Source organism: Streptomyces sp. JJ36, from assembly GCF_021696945.1.
In the GTDB taxonomy this organism is placed as follows: Bacteria; Actinomycetota; Actinomycetes; order Streptomycetales; family Streptomycetaceae; genus Streptomyces.
On sequence record NZ_JACYHE010000020.1, the window covers coordinates 39,701 to 65,990 of the forward strand.

A 26,290-nucleotide genomic window follows, 5' to 3' on the forward strand; every position below is an offset into this window, starting at 1 on the left:
AGTCAGCGTGCGGCAGAGCCCCGCTGCAGTGGTTCCGTACGCGGCGTATCTGCGGGTGTACGAACCGCTGGCCGCGTTTCCGGAGCCCGAGCGCACGCACTGGGTCCGGTACGCGCGGCGCAGGCACCGTCCGACGGCCCAGGACGAGCTGCGCCGTGCGCTGGCGGACCTGCTGCCGGTGCCGCCGGTGGTGGTGCCGGTGCGGGAGAGCGCGGACGCCTTCGTGGCCGAGGTGGACGGGGTGACGTGTGTCTGCCCCTGGCGCACCCGGCTGCGGGGCTGGCAGGCGTTGGCCGCGCTGAGCTCCGCCGCGGGGAGCCAGGAGCTGGACATGCCGGGTCCGGTGCTGGACGCGGCCCTGCCGCCGGTGGTGCGCCGCCAGGCGGTCGCGGACTACGAGCACTGGCGGGAGCGCAACCCGGACGCCCGGCCGTGGATCCGCACGGCCCTGTGGCATGTGCCGGTGCGGTGGTTCGCGCTCTTCACGGATGCGGAAAGAGAGTTTGCGAAGCCGGAAACGGGTGAGGAGAGCGATCAGCAGTTCGTCCTTCGATACCGGACGCCCATGGTGGAGGCGCGCCGCCGCCTGGCCCGGGGGCTGAAGGTGCTCCGTGAGGAGCTGGAGGAGGGGCCGCTCGTCGACGGCCTGGTAGATGTGGGGCGGTGGCTGGAGGAGTTCCACCCGCGGTCCCTCGTCGAACTGGACTACGGCGGTCTCGTGCACGTGCTCTCCGAGGAGCAGCTCGCCGGGGACCACTCCGCGGCCGATGTCGCGGAGGGGATCGCGGCGCTGCGGGAGGGCGACGCGGAGCGGGCCGGCGAGGCGTACGAGCGGTTGACGGACCGCTGGCGTGCGGTGCGCGAGCTCCAGTTCGCCAACTGACCGCCGCGGGTGGCGGGGAGGGCGGGGCGCCGTGGGCGGCCGCCGGGACCAACGTCCCGAACCGGGCTTTCCGTGCAAGCGTGATGGAAAGCACTTATAGGGGTCTTGCCCTCAGACCTACTCCTCGTGTCAAAATAGGACAAGGAGCCCGGAGGGGCTCCTTCCGTCCGACTAAGGGTGGATAGCTCGGCATTGCACTCCTTGGTAGGTCTCATGCCACCTGGCCCGCTTGTGACTGCTCGTCATCGTCGCGTGACTGTCCGCTATGGCACGGTCCATCGGCATCCGCCGAGGTTGAACCCCTGAGAGCGCAATTCCATCGGTTTGGCCGTCGTGGCTGGACAGATGGTGTAGTTGTAGTGCCGAGGACAAGCCGTTCGTCCTATAACCGACTCGGCTCGCGTGCGCCATTTCGGGCAACGCGGGTCAAGGTGCAGAATTTAGAGGAAAGAACCGTGATGGTTCGGTTCTCCCGAGGAGGCCGCTCATGACCGCTCGCACCCCTGATGCCGAGCCGCTGCTGACCCCCGCTGAGGTCGCCACGATGTTCCGCGTGGACCCGAAGACGGTCACGCGCTGGGCCAAGGCTGGCAAGCTCACGTCGATCCGCACGCTCGGAGGGCACCGCCGCTACCGCGAGGCGGAGGTGCGCGCGCTTCTCGCGGGTATCCCGCAGCAGCGCAGCGAGGCCTGAGGTCGTCAGGACGTACAGCGAAATAACCGCATAATCGGGCGTCTTCCGGGCCCCTCTCCCGCAAGGCGCTGGGCAGCACGACGTGATCGCGCTGGACTCCGCCGGGTCCAGCGCGATTCCGTTTGCGTCCACCGGGTGCCGAGCGGTGCCCGTACGGGCGTCGCCGGCGCCCGAACGGGCCTGCCGGCGGGGGCCGGTGGGGAGCCGGAGGGCCTGCCGCCGGGCCCGTGGGAGCGTGCTCCCGGGAGGGACCGAACGGCCGGTGCAATTGCACATATTAAATTGCCGGTCCGGGAAAGGGGGGTCAGTTCCCCTCATCTGTGCAGCAATTCGGTGACTCCCGTCACACCGTCCGCCTCTTGAAGGGGGAGTCGTCGCCGCGATAGTGGAGCCGGTCGATCATGAAGGGTGCCGGTGGTGCGTGCGTGGGGTGCCGTGGCGTCCCGCCGTGCTGTCCGCGGTCCCGCGGCCTCCCGGTCCAGAGTGGCACCACGCGGCCCCCCGTGGGGGCGCTTTGCTCACTTCGCCTGCCGGCGTGTCCGTGCCGGGACGGGCGAAGTGACCGGAGGCCCGTACCCGGAGTGGAGGGGCGCTCAGCCCGGGCGTCTCGCGCCCACGGGGCGTCCCGCGTCCGCCGTCCCGGCCCGCTGTGGCCGCTGCGCGGCCCGCACGGCCGCCGTGCCGCCCTCGGCGGCCCCGGCGGGCTCCCCGGGCGTCTCAGGCCCGTCCGTGGCCTCCGGCGCCCGGGCGGGGTCCGCGGGGCGCGCAGCGGGCGCCAGGGGAGCCGGGGGCGTCCGGTCCCCCGGGTGACCCACGTGCGGCGCGGGGGAGGATCCGGTACGGGAGGCCGCGGGCGGCCGGGACGGTACGCCGGACTGCGAGGCCGGCGCCAGGGCCGGCACGTCCGCGTCGGCGGGGGACTCCAGGGCGAGCCGCAGCAGCCGGTGGCAGATCGGGCAGTGCCGGGTGGTGTGCCGGTAGCGTGCGGCGGCCGCCAGATGCGCGCGCAGCAGGGCCGCTGTCTCGTGCCGCCGGGGGCTGATCGGAGCTGTCGCCATGAGGCCGCCTCCCTTCCTGCCCAGAGGTACCGGGCACCCCCGCGGCCGTCAAGACGGCGGAACGCGAACGGCCCGTGCACCGGGGAGAACCGGTCACGGGCCGTGTCGGAGGGCGGTCCTGACGGGATTTGAACCCGCGGCCTCCACCTTGACAGGGTGGCGAGCACTCCAAACTGCTCCACAGGACCTCGCTGCGCTCTGCGGGCCGGAGCCCGTGGCGCGAGACGAGACTCTACAGCAGGTCAGCCGCCCGGCGCGAATCCGTTCGGGGGAGGCCCCCGTCCGGGGGGCGCCCGGCGCCGTCGCCGGCGGCCGGACGGCCCCGGAAGACGTTCTTCCGCGGGTCCCGGCGGTCCCCCGGCTGCCCCGGCCGGTCCCGGATCAGCGTCCCGGAGGGGCCGCCGCGTCCACGGCCTTCCTGATCCGTTTGTCGGAGACCGGATACGCCGTACCGAGGGCGTGCGCGAAGTAGCTGACCCGTAGCTCCTCGATCATCCAGCGCACCTCCCGCGCCGCCTTCGGCACCGGCCGCCCGGCCGGGAACTGCTCCAGCAGCCACAGGTACTCGTCCTGCATCTCGTGCACCTTGGCCATCCGGGTGCGGTCCCGCTCCGCGTGGTGCGGGAGCTGCTGGAGCCGCCGGTCGGCCGCGACGAGATAGCGCAGCAGGTCGGGCAGGCGCGCGACGCCGTGCGCGGTGACGAACCCCGGGTGGATCAGCGCGGCGAGCTGCTCCCGCACGTCCGTCAGCGAGGGCAGCAGCACCGGGCTCTTCGTCGCCCGCAGCCGCTGCTCGCAGGAGTGCCAGGCGGCCAGCACCTCCTGCACCTGCCGGACGGTGCGCAGCGTCGTGTCGGCCAGGTCGGCGCGGACCGCGTCGAACAGCTTGACGAAGGACTCCCGGTCCCAGGCCGGCCCGCCGTGGGCCGCGATCAGCCGGTCCGCGGACGCCGTGACGCAGTCCTCGAAGAGCGCCTCCACGCTGCCGTGCGGGGAGCGGGAGAGCGCCAGCTTCTCCTGGTTGCCGAGCTGCGAGCGGGCGTGGCGGCCCGGGTCCGAGGGCAGGTTCAGCAGGATCAGCCGGCGCACGCCCCGCCACATCTCCCGCTGCTGCTCCGGCTCGCTGTCGAAGAGCTGCACGGAGACCGAGTCCCCGTCGTCCACCAGCGCCGGATAGGCCTTCACGGGCTGGCCCGACCGCCGGGTGGAGAAGGTCCGCGGCAGCTCGCCGACGGTCCACTCGGTCAGCCCGGCGCGCTGCGCCGGCTCCGGGCCGGCCTCGTCGCCGCCCGCGCCGCCGCCGTCCCTGCCCGGCTTCCCCGGACGCCCGGACCGCCCCCCGCGCGCCTGCGCGTCGAACGCCTGGGAGAGCGCCTCCCGGGTGCGGGACCTGAGCCGCAGCCGCAGCGCCTCCAGGTCGGTGTCCTCGGCCAGCTTCCGCCGCCGCTCGTCGGTCACCCGGAAGGTGATGGTGAGGTGGTCCGGCACCTTGCCGGTGTCGAAGTCCTCCGCGGTGATCCGTACGCCCGTCATGCGCTGCAAGTCGCGCGCCAGCACCGCGGTCAGCGGCTCCCGCAGCGGCGGCCCGGCGGCCTCCGGCCCCTCGTACGCCGAGAGGAAGCGGCGGGCGAAGTCCGGTGCCGGCACGCAGTTCCGCCGGATCGGCTTGGGCAGCGAGCGGATCAGCTCGGTGACCCGCTCCTGGCGCAGGCCCGGGATCTGCCAGTCGAAGCCCTCGTCCGCCACCTGGTTCAGCACCTGCAACGGCAGGTGCACGGTGACGCCGTCCGCGTCCGTGCCGGGCTCGAACTGGTACGTCACCGGGAAGCGCAGCTCGCCCTGGCGCCACACGTCGGGGTAGTCGGCGGCGGTGACCTGCTCGGCCTGCTCGTTGATGAGCATGGACTTCTCGAAGTTCAGCAGGTCCGGCTCGTCCCGCCGCTTCTTCTTCCACCAGGAGTCGAAGTGCGCCCCGGAGACGACGTCCTCGGGCACCCGCTGGTCGTAGAAGTCGTAGAGCGTGTCGTCGTCGACCAGGATGTCCCGGCGCCGCGCCCGGTGCTCCAGCTCCTCGACCTCGTCCAGCAGCCGCCGGTTGTCCTGGAAGAACCGGTGGTGGGTGCGCCAGTCGCCCTCCACCAGCGCGTGCCGGATGAACAGGTCCCGGGAGGTCTCCGGGTCGATCCGGCCGTAGTTGACCTTCCGCTGGGCGACCACCGGCACCCCGTAGAGCGTCACCCGCTCGTACGCCATCACCGCGGCCTGCTTCTGCTCCCAGTGCGGCTCGCTGTAGGTGCGCTTGACCAGATGCCCGGCCAGCGGCTCGATCCACTCCGGGTCGATCCGCGCGTTGACCCGGGCCCACAGCCGGCTCGTCTCCACCAGCTCCGCCGACATCAGCCAGCGCGGCGGCTTCTTGAACAGCGCGGAACCGGGGAAGACCGCGAACTTGGCGCCGCGGGCGCCCAGGTACTCGTTCTTCTCGGTGTCCTTGAGGCCGACGTGCGAGAGCAGCCCGGCGAGCAGCGACTGGTGCACCCGGTCGGCGTCCACCTCCGCCTGCTCCTCACCGATCCGCACCCCGAGGGACTTGGCGACCTGGCGGAGCTGGGTGTAGATGTCCTGCCACTCCCGTATCCGCAGGTAGTTCAGGAACTCGGTGCGGCACATCCGGCGGAAGGCGGAGGAGGAGAGCGCCCGCTGCTGCTCCCGCACATGGCGCCACAGGTTGAGCAGAGTCAGGAAGTCGCTGGTCTCGTCACGGAAACGGGCGTGCTGCTGATCCGCCTGCTGCTGCTTCTCCGCGGGCCGCTCGCGCGGGTCCTGGATGGAGAGCGCCGCCGCGATCACCATCACCTCGCGGACGCAGCCGTTCCGGTCCGCCTCCAGCACCATGCGGGCCAGGCGCGGGTCGACCGGGAGCTGGGCCAGTTTGCGGCCCAGCCCGGTGAGGCGGCGTTCGCCGCCCCGGGAACGGCCGCGGCGGCCGCCGGCCTCTCCCTGTTCCGGGGAGACGCCCTTGCCGGGTCCCTTGCCGGATCTCCGGCCCGAGCCCGGCCCCGGGTCGCCGGTGGCGAGCGCCCCCAGCTCCTCCAGGAGCTGCACGCCCGCCTTGATGCTGCGGTGGTCCGGCGCGTCGATGAAGGGGAAGCGCTCGATGTCGCCCAGCCCGGCCGCGGTCATCTGCAGGATGACGGAGGCCAGATTGGTCCGGAGGATCTCCGCGTCCGTGAACTCCGGGCGGGAGAGGAAGTCCTCCTCGGAGTAGAGCCGGATGCAGATGCCGTCGGAGGTACGGCCGCAGCGGCCCTTCCGCTGGTTCGCGCTCGCCTGCGAGATCCGCTCGATGGGGAGGCGCTGCACCTTGGTGCGGTGGCTGTAGCGGGAGATGCGGGCGGTGCCCGGGTCGACGACGTACTTGATGCCCGGCACGGTCAGCGAGGTCTCCGCGACGTTCGTCGCGAGCACGATGCGCCGCCCGGTGTGTCTCTGGAAGACCCGGTGCTGCTCGGCGTGGGACAGCCGGGCGTAGAGCGGCAGCACCTCCGTCTGCGGGAGCTGCTTCTTGTTCAGCGCGTCCGCGGTGTCCCGGATCTCCCGTTCCCCGGAGAGGAAGACCAGGATGTCGCCGGGGCCCTCGGCACGGAGCTCGTCCACGGCGTCGCAGATCGCGGTCACCTGGTCGCGGTCCGGGGCGTCGGAGTCGTCCTCCAGCAGCGGCCGGTACCGCACCTCCACGGGATACGTGCGGCCGCTGACCTCGACGATCGGGGCGCCGGGCGCGGCGCTGTCCTCGCCGGTCGCGGAGCCGCCGTCTCCGCCGCTCGCGGCGGCCGTCTTCCGGCCGCTCCCGGCGTTTCCGCCGTTCGCGGCGTTCGCCGTCTCGCCGCTCCCGGCGGCGGGGTCGCCCGTGCCGACGGTGGCGAAGGCCCCGAAGTGCCGGGAGAAGCGCTCGGGGTCGATCGTCGCCGAGGTGATGATCACCTTGAGGTCCGGGCGGCGTGGCAGGAGCTGCGCGAGGTAGCCGAGCAGGAAGTCGATGTTGAGGCTGCGCTCGTGCGCCTCGTCGATGATCAGGGTGTCGTACGCCCGCAGGTCCCGGTCGCTCTGGATCTCGGCCAGCAGGATGCCGTCCGTCATCAGCTTGACCAGCGTGTGGTCCTGCACCTGGTCGGTGAAGCGGACCTTCCAGCCCACCGTCTCGCCCAGCGGGGAGCGCAGTTCCTCGGCGACCCGCTCGGCCACCGTACGGGCCGCGATCCGGCGCGGCTGGGTGTGGCCGATGACGCCCCGGACGCCGCGGCCCAGCTCCAGGCAGATCTTCGGGATCTGCGTGGTCTTCCCGGACCCCGTCTCACCGGCGACGATCACCACCTGGTGGTCACGGACCGCCGCCAGGATCTCGTCCTTCTTCTGGCTGACCGGGAGCTGCTCGGGATAGTCGATCTTCGGCACGGCCGCCCGGCGGGAGGCGACACGCAGCGCGGAGGCGTCCATCGCCTCCGCGATCTCCGCGAGGACGGCCGCCCGCGCCTCGGACTTCCGGATGCGGCGGGCGCCGTCCAGCCGGCGGCCGAGCCGCTGCTGGTCGCGCAGCATCAGCTCCGGCAGGCGCTCCTGCAGGGCGGGCAGCGTCGGCGTCGGGGAGGCAGGCGAGGTGGACATACGGACCCCAGGATCGCACCCCGGCGATCGGCCTGGCGAATCTTTTCGGGGCCGCCGGGGCGGGTGTGACCGGGAGCACGGGGGGCCGGGAGAGCGCCCGGCCGGGGGACGACGCCGCGGAAAGTCCGGGAAGTCTGTCTTTGCGCCGGTTACCGTGCTGAGGTGAGCGACCCCCGGCAGCCCGGCACCCCCGACCCGGAACAGCCCGGCGGCCCGGGCGGGCCCGGCGACCCCGGGGAACCGGAGGACTGGGAGGAGCCCGGCGGCCCGGAGGAGCGGGAACCCGCGGGCGTACGGGGACCGGAGCCGGGGCCCACGGGGGCGACGGACGCCGCCTCGGACCGCGGTACCGGCTGGGCGGCCGGCCGGGCCGCCGACCGGGAGGAGGGACGCGGCCCCGGCGTGGACGCCGGCCCGCCCGCGCCCGCCCCCGGTGCCGCCCGGCGCACGCTGGACGCGTTCCGCGCCTCCCCCTACTTCCCGGCGACCGTGATCACCCTCATCCTCGCCGTCGCCGCCGCCCTCTTCGCCGGCTCCTACGTCTTCGCCATGGCCGACCCCTCCCCGCACCACATCCCCACCGCCGTCGTCGCGGACGGCCCGCGCGCCGGCCGGGAGGAGCGCCGGGAGTTCGTCACCGCCCTGGAGCAGCGGCTCGGCTCCTCGCTCGACCAGCGCCGCTACGACTCGTACGCCGCGGCGAAGGAGGCCCTGGAGGCGCAGGAGGTGTTCGCGATCCTGCGGCTCACCCGCGCCCGCGGCGTCGAGCTGTACGTGGCGAGCGCCGCCGGCTCCTCCGTCGCCCGGTTGCTGCGGGAGACGGCACCCCGGGTCGGACGGTCCGTCGGGGTGGACGTCACGGTGCGGGACCTCAAGCCGCTGGACCGCGGCGACCCGCGCGGCCTCGCCCTCTTCTACATCTCCCTCGCCGCGGTGATCACCGGCTTCATCGGCGCCATCCAGCTCAGCGTGCACGCCCGCGGTCTCGACCCGCTGGAGCGCATGGGCGTCACCGCGGCGTACGCGCTGCTCGGCGGCTTCGCCATCACCGCGGTCGTGGACTGGGTGCTGGGCTCGGTCGACCTGCCCTTCGTGCACTCCTGGATGATCCTGGCGTTCACCATGTTCACGTCCGGGATGGTGTTCACGATGTTCAACACCCTCATCGGGCGCTGGGCGATGCTCCCCACCTGGGGGCTGATGGTGCTGCTGGGCAACCCCTCCTCGGGCGGCGCGGTCTCCTGGCCGCTGCTGCCCTCGCCGCTGGGCGTCATCGGGCGCTGGCTGCCCCCGGGTGCCTCGGTCAACGCCCAGCACACCGCGGTCTACTTCCCCGGGCACCCGCAGGTGCAGCCGTATCTGACGCTGGCCGGCTGGTCCGTGCTCTCCTGCACGGTCTTCTGGATCTGGCGGCACCGACACCCGGGCGGCCGCGCAGACGCCTCCTGACGCGGTGCCGTGCGCCGTCCGACCCGGTGCCCGTGCGCCTCCAGGGCCGGTGGTCTTGCGGCGGGCGGCCGGGGCGCCGTTTCGGGGCGCCCCGAGCGGCCACTCGTCAGCCCGTGAGCGACTCCGCCGCGCCCGGCACCGTCGCCTACGGGTCCGCCACCGGCCGGTGGATCCTGGTCGCGACCGTGCTGGGCTCCGCCATGGGCTTCCTGGACGCGACCGTGGTCAACGTCGCGCTGCCCGCGATCGGCCGGGATCTGGGGGCCGGCGTCGCCGAACTCCAGTGGGTGCTGGACGGCTACCTGCTCACCCTCTCCGCGCTGATCCTGCTCGGCGGGTCGCTCGCCGACCGCTACGGACGGCGCCGGGTGTTCTCCGCCGGGGTCGTCTGCTTCACCCTGCCGTCGGTGCTGTGCGCCGTCGCCCCGGACCCGGTCACCCTCATCGTCGCCCGCGGCCTGCAGGGGGTCGGCGCCGCGCTGCTGACGCCGGGCAGTCTCGCGATCATCCAGGCCGCCTTCCGGCCCGCCGACCGCTCCCGCGCGATCGGCGCCTGGTCGGCGCTGTCCGGGGTCGCGGCGGCCCTGGGGCCACTCATCGGCGGCTACCTGATCGACACCCTGTCCTGGCGCTGGATCTTCCTGATCAACGTCCCCATCGGCCTCGCCGTGCTGGCCGTCGCCGCCCGGCACGTCCCGGAGAGCCGGGATCCCTCCGTCACCGGCCGCCTCGACCTGCGCGGCGGGCTGCTCGCCACTCTCGGCCTGGGGGCCCTCACCTACGCCCTGATCGAGGGCCCGCGCGGGCACATCCCGGCCTGGACGATCGTCGCCGTGCTGCTGCTCGGGCTCGGCGCCCTGGCGGCCTTCGCCGTGACCGAGCGCCGTTCCGCGGCCCCGATGCTGCCCTTCGGGGTGTTCTCCTCGCGGCAGTTCCTGGCCGCCAACGCCGTCACGGTCGTGGTCTACGCGGCCCTGGGCGGCGTGTTCTTCCTGCTGGTCGTGTTCCTGCAGACGTCGCTCGGTTATGCGCCCCTGACGGCCGGGGCCGCGTCCCTGCCGGTCACCCTGCTGATGCTGCTGCTCTCCTCCCGGGCCGGCGGGCTGGCCCAGCGGATCGGACCGCGGGTCCCGCTCACGGTGGGACCGCTTCTGCTCTCCTGCGGCATGCTGCTGATGCTGCGCATCTCGCCGGGCAGCGGTTACGTCGCCGGGGTGCTGCCCGCCGTCCTCGTCTTCGGCCTCGGCCTGGCCACCACCGTCGCGCCCGTCACCGCAACCGCGCTGGCCGCCGCACCGGCCCGGCACTCCGGAGTCGCCTCCGGCATCAACAACGCCGTCTCCCGCGTCGCCCAGCTCGCGGCCGTCGCCGCGCTCCCGCCGCTCGCCGGCATCGCCGGCGGCGACTTCACCGACCCCGGCGCCCTCACCGACGGCTTCCACACCGCGATGCTCATCACCGCGGGCCTCGCCGCCGCCGGCGGGCTGCTCGCCCTCGCGACGATCCGCAGCGACGTGCTCGAACGGGCGGCCGCCGCCCCGGAGGAGCCGCCCCCGCGAGCAGGCGTCACCGCGGAGGAGCCCTGCCCGTACGAGTGCCCCCTGGCTGGCACCCCGCTGCGTCCGCCGCCCGGACCCGGCGGCGAGGAGCGCGGGGAGGCGCGCGAGAACCGCTGAAGGGCGCGCCCGGGCGGGCCGTGCGCCCGGCGCCCGCCGTCACGCCTCCGGCACACTCTCCGCACTTCGTCACCCGGGACTGCACACCGTCTCCTTTCCCCGTTTCCGGCCAACTCCCCTCGGTTCGGCCGGATTTCGCGGCCGTTGTGCCGGAGGAGGAGTAAGGCCCGGAACGGCGGGCACCCCGAGGCCCACGTCGCGAGAACACGCGCCCCGCGGTACGTCCCGCGGGATTCCGGAAGCGAAGGAAGAGCCAATGGCGACCAGCGCACAGGAGAACGGGCGGGAGCGCGAGAGCGGTCGCGCACCGGTCGTCGTCGCCATGCGGAAAGCGGCGGACCAGCTCGCCGAACTCCTGGGCATCGCGCCCGACACGGTCTCCGCGGTGGAACCGCGCGGGGACGGCTGGCTCGCGAAGGTCGAGGTGGTCGAGGTCGAGAGAGTGCCGGACACCACCAGTGTGATGGCCACCTACCGCGTCGAGCTGGACGCCCGGGGCGACCTCGTCGGATACGAGCGGACGCACCGCTATGTGCGGGGCCGGACCGACGGGCGCTGACCGGGCCCACGAAACCGGCCGCGAGCAGCGGCCGTTCACGACATCGAGGAAGTGTCGCGCATGACCGTGATGCAGCAGACCGCGCCGGCCGCACGGGCAGAGGGCTCACGCGGCGGCAGCCTGTACGACGTACTGGAGCTCATTCTCGACCGTGGCCTCGTGATCGACGCCTTCGTGCGCGTCTCGCTGGTCGGGATCGAGATACTCAAGATCGACGTGCGGGTCGTGGTGGCCAGCGTCGACACCTATCTGCGGTTCGCCGAAGCCTGCAACCGGCTCGATCTGGAAGCCGGCAACAAGGCTCCGTCCACCCTCACCGGCCTGGCCGGCGAACTCACCGAGGGCGGCGCGAAGGGGAAGTCCAAGGGAGCCCTGAGCGGGGCCGTCGAAGCCTTCAGCGAATCCCTCCAGAAGGGACGGGACGACGAGGAGGAGGAACGCGAGGGGCGGCGCACCCGGACCGGGGCGTCCCCGCCGCCGTCCGCGTCGTCTTCCGGGACCGCCGGCCGTCGCACCACCCGGCGCAAGACGACCGAGGAGTAGCGATGCCGGTCTACCTCTACGCCGTGACCTCGGCCGACCACCCGCACCGCCTCGACGGCCTCACCGGCGTCGGCGACCCCGCCGCCGCGCCGCGCTCCCTGGCCGCGTCCTCGCTGAAGGCCGTGGTGAGCGACACGTCAGGGGAACTGCGGGCCAAACGCCGCGACCTGCTCGCCCACGAGACCGTCCAGGAGCGCCTGCTCGAGGACGGCGCCGTGCTGCCGATGCGCTTCGGCCTGCTCGCGGGCACCGACGACGAGGTCCGCGACGCCCTCGACCAGCACACCGACATGTACACCCAGGCGCTCCGGGACGTCGACGGCTGCACCGAGTACCACCTGAAGGTCGCCCGCGACCAGGACGAACTGCTGCGGGAGATCGTGGCGGAGAACGAGGAGGTGCGGCGGCTCAACGACCGGACCCGCGCGGACCCGGACGCGCACGCCGGCAGAGTCGCCCTCGGCGAGCTCGTCAGCGCCGAGATCGAGCGGCGCCGGGAGAACACGGCGGGCGAGGTCGTGGACGCGCTGGCCGGCACCTCCGAACGGCACGTCCTGGGGCAGCCGACGCAGGAGCACCTGGTGGCGCTGTCCTTCCTCGTCCGGCGCGACCGGGAGCGGGACTTCTCCCGGGCCGTGCAGGACTTCGCCGACCGCTCCGGCACCGGCGCGCAGTTCACCCTGCACGGGCCGCTGCCGCCGTACAGCTTCGTCTGACGACCCCGGCGGACCGCCGCCCCGGGACTGTCATGGGACTGATCAGCCAGATCCTCACCTTCCCGCTCGCCCCCGTGCGGGGCGTGGGCTGGGTGCTGGACCAGGTCGTGCTCGCCGCCGAGCGCGAGCACGACGACCCCGAGCCGGTGCTGGCCGGACTGCGCGCACTGGAACAGGAGCTGCTCGACGGCCACATCGACGAGGACGAGTTCGACCGCCGCGAGGACGAGCTGCTCGACGAACTGGAGCGGCGGCAGGCCCGCAGCACCGAGGCCGGACACCGGCACCTGTGACCGGCCCGCCCGTCACCGGGCGCTCGCGCACCACACCACCGTGGAGAACCACGTGTCCCGGCAGGGGCGCGTCCGGAGGAGTACGAGATGAAACCCAGCGCGAAGACCGGAGCCGCCCTCGTCGGGGGCTATCTCCTGGGACGTACGAAGAAGGCGAAACTCGCCCTCGGCCTCGGCATGTTCCTCGCCGGGAGGAAGCTGAACCCGGACCTCCGGGAGGTCGCGGCCGCCCTCGCGAAGTCGCCCGCGCTCGGCGGGCTGCGGGACCAGGCGCGCGATCAGCTCGTCGACGCCACCCGGGACGCCGCCACCCAGGCCGTGACCGCCCGGGCCGGCAGCCTCGCCGACTCCCTCCGGGAGCGCACCCGGCGGCTGGAGCAGCCGGACGCGTCCCCGGACGACAGGCCGGAGGGCGCACGCGAGGCGGAGGAGCCCCCGGGGAACGACGCAGACGACGACCCGGCGGACCGCGCGGACGAGACGGAGCAGGTGACGGGGGCCGAGGCGGAGGACGGCGCGGACGGGGAGCCCGCGGGACGGAAGCGGCGGCAGCCGCGTGGTACCGCCGGGCCCTCCCGCGGCCGCCCGGGTGCCGGGCGCCCCGCCGCCCGTACGGCCGCCGCGCCCGCCGCGAAGTCCGGGGCCGGGTCCGCCCGGAAACCGGGCGGGAAGGCCGGTCGGTCCGCCCGTGCCGCCGGCGGACGTGCCCGCCGCACCGCCCCGGCCGCCGGCTCCGGGGCGCCCGCCGCCGAGCCGTCCGCGACCAAGGGGGCCGACCGTGCGTGACACGCTGACCAGGGTGCAGGACGAGGTACGGCACAGCCCCGCCGCCGACCGCCTCAAGGAGGAACTCCAGGCGTATCTGGAGGCACGTGCCCGGCACGCCGTCTCCGGCCTCGGGCAGAAGCTCGGCGCGTCACTCGCGCGGCTCGGCGAGCCGGGGGACGTCGGCTCCGGCGGCCCGGCGGGCGGCCTCGCCCGCGGTGGCGAGGCGCCGGCCGCGGGCGGGTCCCCGGCGAAGGCGGTCCTCGCCGCCGGCAAGGAGGCGGTGAAGGAGAAGGTCAAGGGGGTCGTCGGCGGCGGTCGCGGCAGGAGCGGCGGCGGGAAGTCGAAACGGGTGGTCGTCGTCGAGGACATCGACGTCGGCGTGCCGGTGCGCGAGGCGTACGACCAGTGGACCCAGTACCAGGAGTTCAGCACCTTCGCCAAGGGCGTGGTGAGCGTCGAGCGGAGCGACGACACCGGCAGCGACTGGAAGGTCAAGGTCGCCAAGTCCACCCGCAGCCTGCGGGCGAACGTCACCGAGCAGATCCCGGACGAGCGGATCTCCTGGACCACGGAGGGCGCCAAGGGCAGCGTGAAGGGCGTGGTGACCTTCCACCCGCTGGGCGAGAACCTGACCCGCGTGCTGCTGGTCCTGGAGTACTTCCCCGGCGGCTTCCTCGAGAAGACCGGCAACCTCTGGCGCGCCCAGGGCCGCCGGGCCCGTCTCGACCTGAAGCTCTACCGCACGTTCCTGATGATGCGCGGCGAGGCCACGGACGGCTGGCGCGGGGAGATCCGGGACGGCGAGGTCGTCAGGGACCACGAGACCGCCGTGGAGGACGAGGAACGCGCCGGCGCCGGGCCGTACGAGGACGCGGAGCCGGCGGAAGGGTACGAGGAGGAGCCGGCCGGGCCGGCGGACGCGCGCCGGGACCCTGAGGAGGACGGCGAGCCCCGGGGGGACGCGCTGGAGGACGGCGAACCCGAGGGCGACGGGCTCGAGGAGGAAGAGCTCGACGAGGACCAGCCCGACGAGGACGCACTCGACGAGGAAGAGCCCGACGAGGACGAGGCGGGCGCCGACGAGCGCGAGCCCGCCCGGACGGGAGGCTGACGACCGCCATGTCCGAACCGGTAGCCGCCCGCATGGGCGCCTCCCCGTACCGCGGTGCCCAGCAGCACGCCGCCCCGTCCCGCCCTCCGGCCGACCTCGCGGACATCCTGGAGCGCGTGCTGGACAAGGGCGTGGTCATCGCGGGCGACATCCAGATCAACCTGCTGGACATCGAGCTGCTGACCATCAAGCTGCGGCTGCTGGTCGCCTCCGTCGACAAGGCCAAGGAGATGGGCATCGACTGGTGGGAGCACGATCCGTCGCTCTCCTCCGGCGCCCGCGGCCGCCCGGCGGACCGGGAGGTCCGCGGGGGAGGCCGGGACGCGCTCGCCGAGGAGAACGAGCGGCTGCGCGCGCGGCTCGCCCGGCTCGAGGCCGCGGGTGCGTCCGGCACCGAGCCCGCCGCCGCGCCGCCCGCCGCCGCGTCCGGTGCTGCCGAGCCCGCCGCCGCGCCCGCCTCCGAGCCCGGCGACCGGCCGGCCGATCCCGGCGACCCGGCACAGAGGAGCTGATCGCGATGCCCCACCCGGCGCAGCACGGCCCGGTGACGTCCGGTGCCCCCATGCTGAGCTACGTCTACGCCATCGGCCGCAGCGACGCCCTGGCGGACCACCTTCCCGGCAGCCCGAACGGCGTGGCCGGCGGCCCGCTGCGGGCGGTCGCCGGCGGGGCGTACGCGGCAGTGGTGTCCGGCGTTCCCGCGGCCGAGTTCGACGAGGAGGGCTTCCGGGCCCAGTTGGAGGACCTGGCGCGGCTGGAGGCGGTCGCCCGCGCCCATCACACGGTGGTGGACTTCCTCGCGTCCCGGGCGACCGTGCTGCCGCTGCGGCTCGCCACGGTCTACCGCGACGACGCGGGGGTGGCCCGCATGCTGGAGGAGTCCCGGGACGCCTTCGCGCGGTCGCTGGACCGCGTCGAAGGGTGCGCCGAGTGGGGCGTCAAGGTCTACGCCTGCCCCGGCGCGGCGGACGGTGCGGCGCCCGCGCCGCACCGGTCCGCCGGCGCCGCGGGGACGCCCGGCCCGGGAACCGCCGCTTCGGCCCTCGCCGCCCCGGACACCGGAACCGCGGCCGCCACCAGCCCCGGCCGGGCCTACCTCCAGCAGCGGCGGGCCCGGCGTACCCGGCGGCAGGACGCCTTCCAGGCCGCCGCCGACGCGGCGGACCGCATCGCCGCCCTGGCTCACTCCCACACCGCGCACCTCGTGCCGCACCGCCCGCAGAGCGGCGAACTCGCCACCGGGGAGGGGGAGAACGTCAGCAACGTCTCCTGTCTCCTGCCCCGGGACCGCGCCGACCGGTTCCGGGCGGAGGCCGAGGAGAGCGTCCGCGCCGTGCCCGGGGTGCGGGTCGAGATCACCGGCCCCTGGGCCCCGTACTCCTTCGCCGAGCCCGCGCCGCCGTCCGTACCGGACCCGGGGGGCGGCCGTGCCGTCTGACGTCACCGTGCACGGCTTCGGCGACTCCGCCGGCGGGCGGGCCGCCGCCGACCGCCAGGTCGCCCTGATCGACCTGCTCGACAGGCTGCTCACCGGAGGCGCGGTCCTCACCGGGGACGTCGTCCTCTCCATCGCCGACGTCGACCTGGTCCGCATCAACCTGCAGGCCGTCGTCCATTCCGTCAGCCCGGACCGGCCCCCGCCCTGGTAGCCACCCGCGCGAGGAGACCCCCGATGCCCCGACCGACCCCACCCGCCGCCACCCACCTGGACGACATCGCCCAGGCGGCGGCCCGCGCCTTCGACCTGCTGCCCGAGGAACGGTCCGGACCGCGCGGCGAGGGCGGTGCCGCCCGGCGGCTGCACACCGACCCGGAGACCGTGGAACGCGACCTCGCCCGGCTGGTGCTCACCCTGGTGGAACTGCTGCGGCAACTGATGGAGCGCGCGGCCCTGCACCGTGTCGACCGGGGCGACCTCACCGAGGAGCAGGAGGAGCGCATCGGCCTGACCCTGATGGCTCTCCAGGACCGGATGGGAGAACTCTGCGCCCGCCACGGCCTCGACCCCGACGACCTCAACCTCGACCTCGGCCCGCTCGGCTCCCTGCTGCCCCGCTCCTGACCCCGTCCGGCTCGCACCCCGCCCCGGGGCGGGGTCGTGACCAGTCAGGTCGTGCTCTAGGGTGACTCGGCACCAGCCGCCCGCGGACGCCCGCGCGGGCCGCAGCTCAGGAGAGGAGCAGCCGCGTGCGCATGCCGTCTCGCGACCCCCGGGTGACCGGTGCGCGGTCCCGGAGGGCGACCGCTGCCGCCTGCGGGCTGTTGCTCGCCGCCGGAGCCGCCCTGCTGCCGGCCTGCTCGGCCGGTGACGGCCCCGGCGCCGGAACGACCGGGGCGCGCGAGGTGTCCGAGGACACCGCCGTCCCCTCCCTGAGCACCGGCGGCGACACCGTGGCCTCACTGCGGGCCCAGGCGGACCATGCGCGGAACGCCGCACGACGGCAGCTCCTCGACGAGAGCCGGGCGTCCGCCCGCGAGGCGGCGCGTGCGGCAGCGGCCGACCTGGCCGCCGCGGCGCGCTCGGAGGACGCCTCCGCACCCGGTGCGGCCGGTGTACGGCGGGACGACGGCGGCGCCGGGCCCGGAGCGCCCTCCCAGGACTCCCAGCCCTCCCGGTCGATGGCCTCCCGGCTCCACGACACGCTCCACACCGAGCAGCCGCGCCCGGAGACCGAGCCCACGGTCGACCCCGAACACCGGCAGCTCGTCGAGGATTCCGCCACCGAGTCGACCAGGGAGCTGGTCTGCGAGGCGGAGTGCGCCGAACAGCTCCCCGGCGGCGGGCCGTAAGGCGCGACCGCCGGGTGTGCACGGGCCCCGGGCCGGGCCGGCAGGAGACTCCGCCGGACGGGTCGTCAGACGCCCACCGAACCGTCGACGGCCTCCCGGAGGAGGTCGGCGTGGCCGTTGTGCCGGGCGTACTCGTGGATCAGGTGCAGCAGCACCATCCGCAGCGACACCTCCTCGCCGGTGCCGCCCCGGCGGCCCGTCACGTCCAGTGCCGGTGCCTCCCGTTCGATCCGCCGGGCGTGCGCCACCTCCGCCTCCCAGGCCGCGAAGGCTTCCGCCCGGTCCGCGTCACGCGCGTCGTACGCCACCTGGAAGTCGCCCTCGGCGGACCACACCAGCGGGACGTCCTCCCCGTCGATCGTCCGCCGGAACCAGGCGCGTTCCACCTCCGCCAGGTGCCGCACCAGCCCCAGCAGCGAGAGCCCCGACGTCGGCACGGCACACCGCCGCAGCTCCTCGTCGGTCAGGCCGGCGCACTTGCGGGCCAGCGTCGCCCGGTGGAAGTCCAGGTAGGCGCGCAGCATGGTGCGCTCGTCGGCGATCGGCGGCGGGTCGACGCGCTCGGCGGTCACGGCGGGTCCTCTCGTACGGCGGACGGACGGGCCGTCCACTCTTCCTGTCCCCGCCCGGGGACGCGACCCGTTTGCCCGGGTGCGGCAGCGGGACACCGGGGGCCCGGTGAGTACGTCCGGGGCGTGCTCTGAGTACCGGCGCTCATGTGCGGCCGTCGCGGCCCGCGGTTCGCTGGCCGCATGCAGCACACGACCGCCACACCCACGGAACCCGCCCCGGAGACCGGGCCCGGCCCGCCTGAGGCCTGCACGGGACCCGCGGAACGACCAGGAGCAGCACCGGTTCCCACCCGGGTCAGGCGCGCGCCACCGGGCGCCGCGGGTGGGCTCTCAGGCGCGCGGCGGCGTGTACTGCACCTCGCGGCGCACCGCCTCGTCGATCTCCTGGGCCGTCAGCAGCACCGCGGTGTTGGTCCGTACGCCGCCGGCCGCCGAGGTCACCAGACCGACGGCCGCGGCGGCCACGTTGTCCGGCAGCTCCACGGTCAGATACACGTCCTCGTCGCCGAACGCCCAGTACATCGACTCCAGGCGGCCGCCCAGCCCCTGCAGCATGCGCTCCACGACCTCGCGTCGTGCGCTGCCGCCCTCGCTGCGGAGGCCCTTGAGGCCCTCGGTGGTCATCGTCACCCGGTACAGATACTTGCCCACGGCTCCCGGCCCTCCTGCGGTGTCGGTCTCACCCCCTGCCCGGCCAGCCTCGACCGCCCGCGCCGCCCCCGCCACACGACCGCCCCCATACGGGGTACGCGACCGGCCGTACGCCCCCGCCGCCCGGCGGCTACGCGCTCCGGGCGACCCGCTCCCGGAGACTCCGGTGGTCGATCTTGCCGCTCGCGGTGAGCGGCAGCGCGTCCGGGAAGTGGATGCGCGCCGGCACCTTGTACGCAGCGAGGCGTTCCCGGAGGAACGCCGTCAGGCCCTCCTCGGTCGCCTTCTGCCCCCGCCGCAGCACCACGAAGGCCACCGGCACCTGCCCCTCCTCCGGGTCGGGCGCGTCCACGACCGCCGCCTCCGCCACCGCCGGGTGGTCGTCGATCGCCGACTCCACCTCGCCCGGGGTGATCTTCGACGTACGCCGCACGATCACGTCCTTGAGGCGCCCCTCGAACCACCAGACGCCCTCCGCGTCCCGCCGGCCCAGGTCACCGGTCCGGAACCAGCCGCCGGTGAAGGAGTCCCGGGTCAGCTCCGGGTCCTGCCAGTAGCCGGTCATCACCATCGGGCCGCGGACCAGGATCTCGCCGGTCTCCTCGTCGGTCCGCAGCTCCGCCCCGTCCACCGGGGTGCCGATGCAGCCGTCCGGCTCCAGCGTGTGCCCGCGGTGCAGGGTGAGCCAGATCGCCTCCGTCATGCCGTAGCCGACGCCGATGGGGATGCCCGCCAGCGCGGTGAAGTCGCGCTGCAATGCGGAGGGCACCGTGTCGCCGCCGGTGTACGCCCCGCGCAGCGAGGAGAACCACTCGCCGGTGGCCTCCGGGTCGTGCGCCAGCCGGGCCAGCACGTCGATGTGCGTGCACACCAGCGTCGGGCGGTGGGCCAGCAGCCCGGCGACGAACGCGTCCGGCACGAACCCGTCGTAGAGGAAGACCGCACCGCCCGCCAGCAGCGTGGTCAGCGTCTCGATGAAGCCGCTGACGTGCACCAGCGGGTCGCACACCTGCGTCCGGTCCCCGGCGGTCACGTCCCCCAGCGCCTCGGAGGTGCTGGTGAGCATCGCCGCGGCCGAGCGGTGGCTGTGCAGCACGCCCTTCGGGATGCCGGCGGAGCCGGAGGTGAAGAGGAGCAGCGCCGGGTCGTCCGGGCCGGGCCGCCGGGAGGGGGGCTCCGCCCGGGAGGCGAGCAGCGGGGCGAAGGGCTCGTGCGGCCCGGTGTCCCGGCCCGCCACCAGCACCCGTACGCCCTCCAGCACCGCCGGGTCGACGGCCGCGACCCGGTCCACCCGGGTCTCGTCGACCACCAGCCACCGCGGCCGCGCCCGCCGCAGCGCCCGTTCCAGCTCCGGGGGCGCGTACCGGGTGTCCAGCGGCGCGGCGATCGCGCCGGAACGGAAACAGGCCAGATGGAGGCAGACCGCCTCGGGGCCGTTCGGCAGCATGAACGCCACCGGCTCCCCGGCGAGCCTGGAGCCGCCGCCTCCGGCCGCCTCCGCGGTCGTCGCTCCGGGGGTGCTTCCGGCGGTGTCCGCGGTGGGGGCGCCGGCGGCCTCCGCTGCCATCTCCCCGGCCAGCGAGGACACCGCCGCCCGCAGCTCGCCGTACGTCCAGGTCCGGCCCTCGTGCACCAGGCACGGGGCCTCCCGCGGGTGCGGGTCGAGCAGCCGGCTGAGCTCCACCGCCTCGACGTCGCTCGGCATGACGTCCTCCCGGGCCACCTCGCGTCCCTGCCTGCCCCGAGCACCCCGGCGCCGGTCCGCCCGCGCGGCACCCCCGCGCCCCGCGCCGGGCGGTGGCCGCCTGGCGGGCACCGAGTATCCCGCCGGGCCCCGGCGACACCCTGCGCCGGGCGCGCGCCCCTTCCGCGGGCCGGGGGGCGCTGCCATCATCGGCCCACTGCTGCGTGGCTCATCAGGGGGGAAGTCATGTACAACGCGTCGACGCTGGCCGTTTCCCTGCTCGCACTCCTCGTCTCCGCCGTGACCGCCTGGCGGCAGTTCCGGCACGCCCGGTCGACGCGGGCCTTCAACGCCGTCCTGGAGGTCTACCTGCGCGACGTGCGGGACAAGGAGTACCAGCGCGACCAGGACTTCGTCGTGCACCGCCTCGCCACCGAGCACGCCCCGGACCGGGGTGTCGGGGGCTTACCGGAGCAGGCCCGGCACGCGGTGTGGAACGTCGCCTTCCTCTACGAGAGCATCGGCATGATGTACGCCTTCGGGACGCTCGACCACCGCATCGCGCTCGGCGTCTTCCACCACCGCGTCGTGCAGGTGTGGGAGGTGCTCCGCCCCTACGTGCTCGCCGAGCGGGAGCGCCGGAACGGCCCCTTCCTGGCCTTCTTCGAGAACCTCTACCTCGACGCCAGGGACGCCTCCCCGGAAGACCTCTGCCGCGCCTCCGGCCTCCGGAGCGCCGCGGGCTTCACCCCCATCACCCGCCCCGGCTGAGCGGCCGGGAGCGGCGCCGGGCGTTCCCGCCGGACCGCCGCGCGCACGGTGCCCCGGCCCGTCGGCGTACCGGTTGGCGTACGCGCACGAGAACGGCCCCGAGAAGCGCTCTTCTCGGGGCCGTTTGCCCTGGTCGGGCTCCGGTGGCTGGGGCCGGGGTCGAACCGGCGACCTTCCGCTTTTCAGGCGGACGCTCGTACCAACTGAGCTACCCAGCCGGAGCGGTCCTGACGGGATTTGAACCCGCGGCCTCCACCTTGACAGGGTGGCGAGCACTCCAAACTGCTCCACAGGACCAAGCATCGTGCGGTGCGAGACAAGTCTCGCACAGGGTGGTGCGTGCCCCCAACGGGATTCGAACCCGTGCTACCGCCTTGAAAGGGCGGCGTCCTGGGCCACTAGACGATGAGGGCTGAATGGCCCACCTGAGCACCTTCCGGCGCGTCGGGGACGTGAGAAGCATACGGGAGGGCGGGACGGATCGCCAAAACGGTTCCGGGGGTGGTGCGGGGTGGCGGGCGTGTCAGGAGGCGCCCGGGGCGGGTGTGGGCGAGGGGGACGGGGAGCGCGTCCCGCCCTCAGGCGGGGCTGCCGGGGTCCCCGGCGTCTCGGGCGTCGGCGCGGTCGGCGTGGGGGACGGCGAGGCCCCGGGTTCCAGATCGCCGGGCAGGTGGCGGCTGACCTCGGCCTTGGCGAGCCCCAGCCCGCCCAGGGTGATCTCGTCCCAGGCCTGCAGCCGGTCCGTCTTCTCGTCCAGGTAGAGCACCGACGCCTGCACCTTCTGCGGCTCGTCGCCCTCGACGGCGCGCAGCCCGCCGCCGCCCGTGGTGCCCTCGACCATCAGCCGGGTGCCGTCGTCCAGCACCTCGTTGCTGCGCTGGTGCGTGTGCCCGGCGAGGGCGAGCGGCACCAGGCCGTCGGTCTGCTGGGCGAGCACCGGGTTGTGCGCGACCGCGATGTCCACCGGCGTACCCGCGCGTTTCTGGGCGCGCAGGTGGAAGGCGAGCTCGCGCCCGGCCGCGCGCTCCGCCGGGTCGCCCTCGGGCACCACCGAGCGGTCCGGAGTGAACTGCGGGTCGCCCATGCCGGCGAACCGCAGTCCGGCGACGTCGACGGGCACGCCGTTGTCGAGCACGTGCACGTTCTCACCCAGGTCCGCCACGGCCTGCTGGGTGTCGATCGAGTCGTGGTTGCCGCGCACCCAGACGTACGGGGCGCCCAGGTCGGGGATGGGCTCCAGGAAGCCGTTCTCGGCCGTGGTGCCGTGGTCCATGGTGTCGCCGGCGTCGACGATCACGTCGATGTCGTACTGCTCGACCAGCGACCGGATGATGCTCCAGGCGGCGGGGTTCAGATGGATGTCCGCGACGTGCAGGACGCGGGTGGTGGTCGGGTCGGGAGCGTACGCGGGCAGGGTGGAGGTCGCCTCGTAGAGCTTGGTCACGTTGGTGACCAGGCGGGCCAGCTCCTGCTGGTAGACATTGAACTCCGTGACGATGCTCCGCGCGTTGCCGACCACCGAGGGGGCGCCCGCGAGCAGCCCGGAGAACTTCGGCTCCAGGACGGACTTCGGGTTCCAGGTGGCGTACGCCGTCGCCCCGGAGGTGAGCAGCAGCAACAGCGCCAGCCCGCCCGCCGTCGCCGCCCGCCGCGGGCGCCGGTAGACGGCCAGCCCGAGCGCGGTGGCCCCCACGACCACGGCCACCACGGAGCGTCCCGCCACCTCGACGGCGCCCGCGCGCACGTCGCGCACGATCTCGTCCTCCAGCCCGGACAGCCGCTCGGGGTGGTCGACCAGGGCGTTCGCGCGGACGGGGTCGAGCTGGTCGATGTCCACGTCGAGCCGTACGGGCGCGTGGTGGCTCTCCAGCTCCAGGGCGCCCAGCGGCGAGACGTTGATCTTGGTGCCGCCGCTGAACGACGGGCGCAGGGTCATCGTGGTGTCCATCGGCCCGACGGGCGTACGGACGTTCCCCACCACCAGCAGCCCGAGCCACGCCCCGAGCACGGTGATCACCACGAGCCCCGCGGCGCTTCCCCAGCGCCGGGTGCGGGCGCCGCGCGCGTCGGGTCCGGGGGGCGCGGCCGGGAGGCCGCGGGACGCGCGGAACGTGCCGGGTGTGCGGCGGGGTGTGCGCGAACGGGGGACGGCGCCCCGCAGGGCGTGCGCCAGGCGCCGCAGGAGGCCCTGCACGAGGCGGACCAGGGCGCCGGCGGCGGCGGACGGGGAGGACCGGGGCGGGCGGTTCTCGGGCTCGGGGGCAGCCATGTCGCCCCAGTATGCCCGGCCCCCACGGATTCCTACCGCTCCGTGCGCCTCCTCCCGGGTGGCGTGTGCCGCGTCCCCGGCCTGTCGCGGGGTGCGTACGGCCACCCGGGCCGGTACGCCCGGGGCGGTGCGCCCGCGGCGCGGGGTGGCCGACAATGGCCGCGTGCTGGAGATGACGCGCGAGGACTTCGAGGAGCTGGTGGCCGAGGCGCTCGACCGCATACCGCCCGAGCTCACCCGGCTGATGGACAACGTGGCGGTCTTCGTCGAGGACGAGCCCCCGGCCGGCGACCCCGAGCTGCTCGGCCTGTACGAGGGCACGCCGCTGACCGAACGGGGCGAGTGGTACGCGGGCGTGCTCCCGGACCGCATCACGGTGTACCGGGGGCCGACCCTCCGCTTCGTCGATGCCGAGGGCGGCGACCGGGAGCTGGTGGTGGAGGAGGTCGAGGTGACGGTCGTGCACGAGATCGCGCACCACTTCGGCATCGACGACGAGCGGCTGCACGCGCTGGGGTACGGGTGAGCCGCGGGCGCGGCACCGGGGCGGGGGAGGGCCCCGGCGCCGGCCCGGGGGCGGGTTCCGTAGAGGGTGGCGACGCCGGGCACGGGGGCGGGCGCGGCGGCGAGGTCGTACCCGGGACCGCACAAGGGCCCGCACAAGGGGCCGGGCACGAGTCCGGGCACGGTGCCCGGACCGGCCTCCGCACCGGGCCCGCCACGGAGGCCGTCGACCCGGACGTCGATCTGCATGTGCCCGCCCAGCGCGCGGAGGCGGCCGGCGGGCGTGCGCTGCCGCTGCTGGCGGCGATCGCCTGCGGCGGCGCGCTGGGGGCCGTCGCCCGCCACGCCCTGGGCCGCGCTCTGCCCGTCCCCGCGGACGGCTTCCCGTGGGCGGTGCTGCTGGCCAACGGGCTGGGCTGTGCGCTGATCGGCGTGCTGATGGTGCTGATCAGCGAGGGCGGGCGGCAGGCACCGCACCCGCTGGTGCGGCCGTTCCTGGGCGTCGGGGTGCTGGGCGGGTTCACCACCTTCTCCACCTATGCCGTGGACGTCGCGCGGCTGCTGGAGGAGGACGCGCCGGGTACCGCCATGGCGTATCTCGCCGGGACCCTGGCGGGCGCACTGGGTGCGGTCGTGCTCGGCGCGTGGGCGACGCGCGCGGTCGTACGGCGGCGCGCGCGGAGTACCGGGGGCGTACGGAGTGCCGCGGGCGCTGACGGCGACGGGGACGGTGCCGCATGACCTGGCTGCTGGTGGTGGCGGGCGCGGCCGTCGGGGCGCCGCTGCGCTACCTGACCGACCGCGCCGTGCAGGCCCGCCACGACTCCGTCTTCCCCTGGGGCACCTTCGCCGTCAACGCGGCCGGAAGCCTGCTGCTCGGCGCCCTGACCGGGCTCGCCCAGGCGGGCACCGCGGGCCCGGACACGCTGGCACTGCTCGGCACCGGGTTGTGCGGCGCGCTGACCACGTACTCCACCTTCTCCTACGAGACGCTGCGGCTGGCCGAACGCGGCGAACCGCTGCTGGCGGCGGCAAACGTGGCGGCCTCGGTGCTGGTCGCCCTGGGCGCGGTCTTCCTGGGGCTCACGCTGACGCGCGACCTGGCCTCCTGACCGCCGCGAGGTCCGGGCCGTGCGGCCCGCGTCCGCGCTCCCGGGCCGGCCGCCGCGTCCCCGGGCCCCCGCACCCCCGGCCCGTGCCGCCCGCTCAGGCGGCCGGCCCGGACTCCGCCCTGTGGAAGGTGATCAGGGTGGGGGCGCCCTCCGGCGGGACGACCCGGACGGCGTCCTCCGCGGCGTCCCGGACGGCGACGTCGATCTCCGCCGGGTGCGGCACCATGTGCCGGAGCACGACCGGGTAGCGGGGCGGCTTCCCGCCCACGGCGACGATCACCACGTCGTCCTTCGGGTCGTAGGCGAGGGAGGAGAAGGGCAGCCGCTCGGCCTCGTACTGGTCGCCCAGCGACGGGTCCAGCACCTCGATGCTGACCAGGTGCCCCCAGTGCTCGTCGGTGATCTCCTCGAGCGCGGTCTGCCAGTCCGTCCGCTCGAGTGCTCCGCTGCCGGTCATCGTCGGTGCTCCTTCCGGTTGCCGCCCGGGGCCCCGGAACCCGGACGGGTCCGGTCCGCCCCGGGCGCGCCCGCGTCGGCCCGGCGCAGGGTCCGGGCCCGTCCGGCCGCCCGTACGGCTCACTCCCCGATGAGCCGCAGCCCGTACCGTTCGGTCAGTTCGGGGACCCATTCCTCCGCATAGCTGAGGCCGTACTTCTCGCCCAGCGCGGCGCGCTCCCGCAGGAACTCCTCGGGCGCGGCACCCGACTCCACCACGTCCCCCAGCTCGGCGAAGTACCGTTCGAAGCCGCCGGGCGAGATGATCTCCAGAATCCGTGCCGGCTCCGGCCCGGCGTTCCAGAAGGTGTGCGGAATCCCACGCGGTTTGACCAGGTAGGACCCCGGACCGGCGGTCGCCTCCTGATCCCCCACCCGGGCGCCGACCCGGCCCTGGAGCACATAGGAGAACTCGTCCTCGTGGGTGTGCATGTGCGGCGGTATGAGCCGCCCCGGCTCGATCGGGTGCTCGACCACCGCGAACCGGTCACCGGTCTCCTCGGCCCAGACCCGGAAGTCCACCCCCAGCCCTCCGAACCACACCGACCTTCCCTCGTCCGGCTCGATCACGAAACGGAAGGACCCCATACCGGCCTCCTCGGTCTGCTCCGGCCACCGCTCTCCGGCCGGTCCCGCCGTGGGGTGCCGGCCGTGGGTGCGCGCCCGGTGTGTTGTTCCGTCGGGGGAGGTGCCCGGAGCCGCCGCGGCGGCACGGGCGCCCCGGGCGCGCCATCCGGCCGGGCACGCCCCGGAGGGAGCGCCCGTACCGGCGCCGGGCGCGGCGACGACGAGGAGCCGACACAGCGTCCGGCCCGCCCGGCGGGCAACGCCTCCCGGGCCACCGCCCACGTACCGCGGCCCGGGAACCGTCGCACCGGGCTTCCTCGGGCGCTGCGACGGTACGGGGACCCGGCCGGTCCTCCCGGGGAGCGCCGGCCGTCTCCGGCGACGTGGCGTCGGTGGCGCCGGTGGTGTCGATGCCCGTCCTCTCCACGATTGCTCCGCGTTGCGAGCAGGGTCAAGGGCG

At 74.7% G+C, this 26,290-nt stretch carries 27 protein-coding genes and 4 tRNA genes; 19 read left to right on the forward strand and 12 right to left on the reverse strand.

Annotated elements, in window-relative coordinates; translation table 11 throughout:
- Positions 1-7 precede the first annotated feature (7 nt).
- A complete protein-coding gene (locus HOY81_RS11040) occupies positions 8-883 on the forward strand; it encodes a hypothetical protein (protein ID WP_237320099.1) in 876 nt (291 codons plus the stop codon).
- A gap of 487 nt (positions 884-1,370) precedes the next feature.
- A complete protein-coding gene (gene bldC, locus HOY81_RS11045; protein WP_003949541.1) occupies positions 1,371-1,577 on the forward strand; it encodes a developmental transcriptional regulator BldC in 207 nt (68 codons plus the stop codon).
- A gap of 593 nt (positions 1,578-2,170) precedes the next feature.
- Here bldC and HOY81_RS11050 read toward each other — a convergent pair.
- The 3 genes from HOY81_RS11050 to hrpA form a co-directional block, all read right to left on the reverse strand.
- Entirely contained in the window at positions 2,171-2,635 is a 465-nt protein-coding gene (locus HOY81_RS11050) for a DUF6274 family protein (RefSeq protein WP_237320100.1), read from the reverse strand.
- A 113-nt stretch (positions 2,636-2,748) separates the two neighbouring features.
- A tRNA-Asp gene (locus HOY81_RS11055) sits at positions 2,749-2,823 on the reverse strand.
- A 193-nt stretch (positions 2,824-3,016) separates the two neighbouring features.
- Entirely contained in the window at positions 3,017-7,300 is a 4,284-nt protein-coding gene (gene hrpA / locus HOY81_RS11060; RefSeq protein WP_237320101.1) for an ATP-dependent RNA helicase HrpA, read from the reverse strand.
- A 402-nt stretch (positions 7,301-7,702) separates the two neighbouring features.
- On the opposite strand from hrpA, the gene HOY81_RS11065 reads away from it, so the two are divergent.
- From HOY81_RS11065 to HOY81_RS11125, 13 genes are all read left to right on the forward strand, one after another.
- Complete coding sequence (locus tag HOY81_RS11065; RefSeq protein ID WP_237320137.1) at positions 7,703-8,749, forward strand: ABC transporter permease; 1,047 nt, start codon at positions 7,703-7,705, stop codon at positions 8,747-8,749.
- 113 nt (positions 8,750-8,862) lie between these two features.
- Entirely contained in the window at positions 8,863-10,425 is a 1,563-nt protein-coding gene (locus HOY81_RS11070) for an MFS transporter (RefSeq protein ID WP_237320102.1), read from the forward strand.
- Positions 10,426-10,681: 256 nt separating this feature from the next.
- Positions 10,682-10,984, forward strand: coding sequence for a gas vesicle protein GvpO (gene gvpO, locus HOY81_RS11075; protein ID WP_237320103.1), 303 nt, complete (start codon positions 10,682-10,684; stop codon positions 10,982-10,984).
- 60 nt (positions 10,985-11,044) lie between these two features.
- Positions 11,045-11,527: a gas vesicle structural protein GvpA gene (locus HOY81_RS11080; protein ID WP_237320104.1), complete on the forward strand. Its 483-nt coding sequence runs from the start codon at positions 11,045-11,047 to the stop codon at positions 11,525-11,527.
- Positions 11,528-11,529: 2 nt separating this feature from the next.
- A complete protein-coding gene (locus HOY81_RS11085; protein WP_237320105.1) occupies positions 11,530-12,243 on the forward strand; it encodes a GvpL/GvpF family gas vesicle protein in 714 nt (237 codons plus the stop codon).
- A gap of 32 nt (positions 12,244-12,275) precedes the next feature.
- Positions 12,276-12,536: a gas vesicle protein GvpG gene (locus HOY81_RS11090; RefSeq protein WP_237320106.1), complete on the forward strand. Its 261-nt coding sequence runs from the start codon at positions 12,276-12,278 to the stop codon at positions 12,534-12,536.
- Positions 12,537-12,623: 87 nt separating this feature from the next.
- Positions 12,624-13,322: a hypothetical protein gene (locus tag HOY81_RS11095; protein WP_237320107.1), complete on the forward strand. Its 699-nt coding sequence runs from the start codon at positions 12,624-12,626 to the stop codon at positions 13,320-13,322.
- Positions 13,315-14,415 (forward strand): SRPBCC family protein, encoded by a 1,101-nt coding sequence (locus HOY81_RS11100; RefSeq protein WP_237320108.1) that lies wholly within the window; start codon positions 13,315-13,317, stop codon positions 14,413-14,415. The genes HOY81_RS11095 and HOY81_RS11100 overlap by 8 nt, the downstream gene beginning before the upstream one ends.
- A gap of 32 nt (positions 14,416-14,447) precedes the next feature.
- Complete coding sequence (locus HOY81_RS11105) at positions 14,448-14,927, forward strand: gas vesicle protein (RefSeq protein ID WP_237320138.1); 480 nt, start codon at positions 14,448-14,450, stop codon at positions 14,925-14,927.
- A 5-nt stretch (positions 14,928-14,932) separates the two neighbouring features.
- Positions 14,933-15,853, forward strand: coding sequence for a GvpL/GvpF family gas vesicle protein (locus HOY81_RS11110; RefSeq protein ID WP_237320109.1), 921 nt, complete (start codon positions 14,933-14,935; stop codon positions 15,851-15,853).
- Positions 15,843-16,064, forward strand: a complete 222-nt coding sequence (locus HOY81_RS11115; RefSeq protein WP_308340974.1) for a gas vesicle protein — start codon at positions 15,843-15,845, stop codon at positions 16,062-16,064. Before HOY81_RS11110 ends, HOY81_RS11115 begins: the two co-directional genes overlap by 11 nt.
- 23 nt (positions 16,065-16,087) lie before the next feature.
- Positions 16,088-16,477: a gas vesicle protein K gene (locus HOY81_RS11120; protein WP_237320110.1), complete on the forward strand. Its 390-nt coding sequence runs from the start codon at positions 16,088-16,090 to the stop codon at positions 16,475-16,477.
- 125 nt (positions 16,478-16,602) lie between these two features.
- Entirely contained in the window at positions 16,603-17,205 is a 603-nt protein-coding gene (locus HOY81_RS11125) for a hypothetical protein (RefSeq protein ID WP_237320111.1), read from the forward strand.
- Positions 17,206-17,270: 65 nt separating this feature from the next.
- On the opposite strand, the gene HOY81_RS11130 is transcribed toward HOY81_RS11125, so the two are convergent.
- The 3 genes from HOY81_RS11130 to HOY81_RS11140 form a co-directional block, all read right to left on the reverse strand.
- Positions 17,271-17,777, reverse strand: a complete 507-nt coding sequence (locus HOY81_RS11130; protein ID WP_237320112.1) for a DinB family protein — start codon at positions 17,775-17,777, stop codon at positions 17,271-17,273.
- Positions 17,778-18,107: 330 nt separating this feature from the next.
- The gene (locus HOY81_RS11135) at positions 18,108-18,428 is read right to left on the reverse strand and encodes a GYD domain-containing protein (protein WP_237320113.1); all 321 of its coding nucleotides are present in this window, start codon (positions 18,426-18,428) and stop codon (positions 18,108-18,110) included.
- Between the two features lie 130 nt (positions 18,429-18,558).
- On the reverse strand, positions 18,559-20,133 hold the full coding sequence (locus HOY81_RS11140) for a class I adenylate-forming enzyme family protein (protein WP_237320114.1): 1,575 nt from the start codon (positions 20,131-20,133) through the stop codon (positions 18,559-18,561).
- 225 nt (positions 20,134-20,358) lie between these two features.
- Here HOY81_RS11140 and HOY81_RS11145 point away from each other — a divergent pair, with 225 nt between their 5' ends.
- Positions 20,359-20,883, forward strand: coding sequence for a hypothetical protein (locus tag HOY81_RS11145; protein WP_237320115.1), 525 nt, complete (start codon positions 20,359-20,361; stop codon positions 20,881-20,883).
- 144 nt (positions 20,884-21,027) lie between these two features.
- Here HOY81_RS11145 and HOY81_RS11150 read toward each other — a convergent pair.
- From HOY81_RS11150 to HOY81_RS11165, 4 genes are all read right to left on the reverse strand, one after another.
- A tRNA-Phe gene (locus HOY81_RS11150) sits at positions 21,028-21,101 on the reverse strand.
- 4 nt (positions 21,102-21,105) lie between these two features.
- Positions 21,106-21,180, reverse strand: a tRNA-Asp gene (locus tag HOY81_RS11155).
- 43 nt (positions 21,181-21,223) lie between these two features.
- A tRNA-Glu gene (locus HOY81_RS11160) sits at positions 21,224-21,296 on the reverse strand.
- Between the two features lie 110 nt (positions 21,297-21,406).
- Positions 21,407-23,152 carry a metallophosphoesterase gene (locus tag HOY81_RS11165; RefSeq protein ID WP_237320116.1) on the reverse strand — a complete coding sequence of 582 codons (1,746 nt, stop codon included), beginning with the start codon at positions 23,150-23,152 and terminating at the stop codon, positions 21,407-21,409.
- A gap of 163 nt (positions 23,153-23,315) precedes the next feature.
- Here HOY81_RS11165 and HOY81_RS11170 point away from each other — a divergent pair, with 163 nt between their 5' ends.
- The 3 genes from HOY81_RS11170 (at position 23,316) to crcB (ending at position 24,768) form a co-directional block, all read left to right on the forward strand.
- Positions 23,316-23,678, forward strand: coding sequence for a metallopeptidase family protein (locus tag HOY81_RS11170; protein WP_237320117.1), 363 nt, complete (start codon positions 23,316-23,318; stop codon positions 23,676-23,678).
- A gap of 221 nt (positions 23,679-23,899) precedes the next feature.
- The gene (locus HOY81_RS11175; protein ID WP_237320140.1) at positions 23,900-24,397 is read left to right on the forward strand and encodes a CrcB family protein; all 498 of its coding nucleotides are present in this window, start codon (positions 23,900-23,902) and stop codon (positions 24,395-24,397) included.
- On the forward strand, positions 24,394-24,768 hold the full coding sequence (gene crcB, locus HOY81_RS11180) for a fluoride efflux transporter CrcB (protein WP_237320118.1): 375 nt from the start codon (positions 24,394-24,396) through the stop codon (positions 24,766-24,768). Before HOY81_RS11175 ends, crcB begins: the two co-directional genes overlap by 4 nt.
- Positions 24,769-24,862: 94 nt before the next feature.
- On the opposite strand, the gene HOY81_RS11185 is transcribed toward crcB, so the two are convergent.
- Together HOY81_RS11185 and HOY81_RS11190 are read right to left on the reverse strand one after the other, a co-directional pair.
- The gene (locus HOY81_RS11185; protein ID WP_237320119.1) at positions 24,863-25,225 is read right to left on the reverse strand and encodes a DUF5335 family protein; all 363 of its coding nucleotides are present in this window, start codon (positions 25,223-25,225) and stop codon (positions 24,863-24,865) included.
- A gap of 119 nt (positions 25,226-25,344) precedes the next feature.
- Positions 25,345-25,851: a cupin domain-containing protein gene (locus HOY81_RS11190; RefSeq protein WP_237320120.1), complete on the reverse strand. Its 507-nt coding sequence runs from the start codon at positions 25,849-25,851 to the stop codon at positions 25,345-25,347.
- Positions 25,852-26,290 lie beyond the last annotated feature (439 nt).

Bases quoted from the DNA above. Each gene is read 5' to 3' on its own strand.
- bldC (WP_003949541.1), top strand. From the start codon at position 1,371: ATGACCGCTCGCACCCCTGATGCCGAGCCGCTGCTGACCCCCGCTGAG.
- HOY81_RS11050 (WP_237320100.1), bottom strand. From the start codon at position 2,635: ATGGCGACAGCTCCGATCAGCCCCCGGCGGCACGAGACAGCGGCCCTG.
- hrpA (WP_237320101.1), bottom strand. From the start codon at position 7,300: ATGTCCACCTCGCCTGCCTCCCCGACGCCGACGCTGCCCGCCCTGCAG.
- gvpO (WP_237320103.1), top strand. From the start codon at position 10,682: ATGGCGACCAGCGCACAGGAGAACGGGCGGGAGCGCGAGAGCGGTCGC.
- HOY81_RS11080 (WP_237320104.1), top strand. From the start codon at position 11,045: ATGACCGTGATGCAGCAGACCGCGCCGGCCGCACGGGCAGAGGGCTCA.
- HOY81_RS11085 (WP_237320105.1), top strand. From the start codon at position 11,530: ATGCCGGTCTACCTCTACGCCGTGACCTCGGCCGACCACCCGCACCGC.
- HOY81_RS11090 (WP_237320106.1), top strand. From the start codon at position 12,276: ATGGGACTGATCAGCCAGATCCTCACCTTCCCGCTCGCCCCCGTGCGG.
- HOY81_RS11095 (WP_237320107.1), top strand. From the start codon at position 12,624: ATGAAACCCAGCGCGAAGACCGGAGCCGCCCTCGTCGGGGGCTATCTC.
- HOY81_RS11105 (WP_237320138.1), top strand. From the start codon at position 14,448: ATGGGCGCCTCCCCGTACCGCGGTGCCCAGCAGCACGCCGCCCCGTCC.
- HOY81_RS11110 (WP_237320109.1), top strand. From the start codon at position 14,933: ATGCCCCACCCGGCGCAGCACGGCCCGGTGACGTCCGGTGCCCCCATG.
- HOY81_RS11120 (WP_237320110.1), top strand. From the start codon at position 16,088: ATGCCCCGACCGACCCCACCCGCCGCCACCCACCTGGACGACATCGCC.
- HOY81_RS11140 (WP_237320114.1), bottom strand. From the start codon at position 20,133: ATGCCGAGCGACGTCGAGGCGGTGGAGCTCAGCCGGCTGCTCGACCCG.
- HOY81_RS11145 (WP_237320115.1), top strand. From the start codon at position 20,359: ATGTACAACGCGTCGACGCTGGCCGTTTCCCTGCTCGCACTCCTCGTC.
- HOY81_RS11165 (WP_237320116.1), bottom strand. From the start codon at position 23,152: ATGGCTGCCCCCGAGCCCGAGAACCGCCCGCCCCGGTCCTCCCCGTCC.
- crcB (WP_237320118.1), top strand. From the start codon at position 24,394: ATGACCTGGCTGCTGGTGGTGGCGGGCGCGGCCGTCGGGGCGCCGCTG.
- HOY81_RS11185 (WP_237320119.1), bottom strand. From the start codon at position 25,225: ATGACCGGCAGCGGAGCACTCGAGCGGACGGACTGGCAGACCGCGCTC.
- HOY81_RS11190 (WP_237320120.1), bottom strand. From the start codon at position 25,851: ATGGGGTCCTTCCGTTTCGTGATCGAGCCGGACGAGGGAAGGTCGGTG.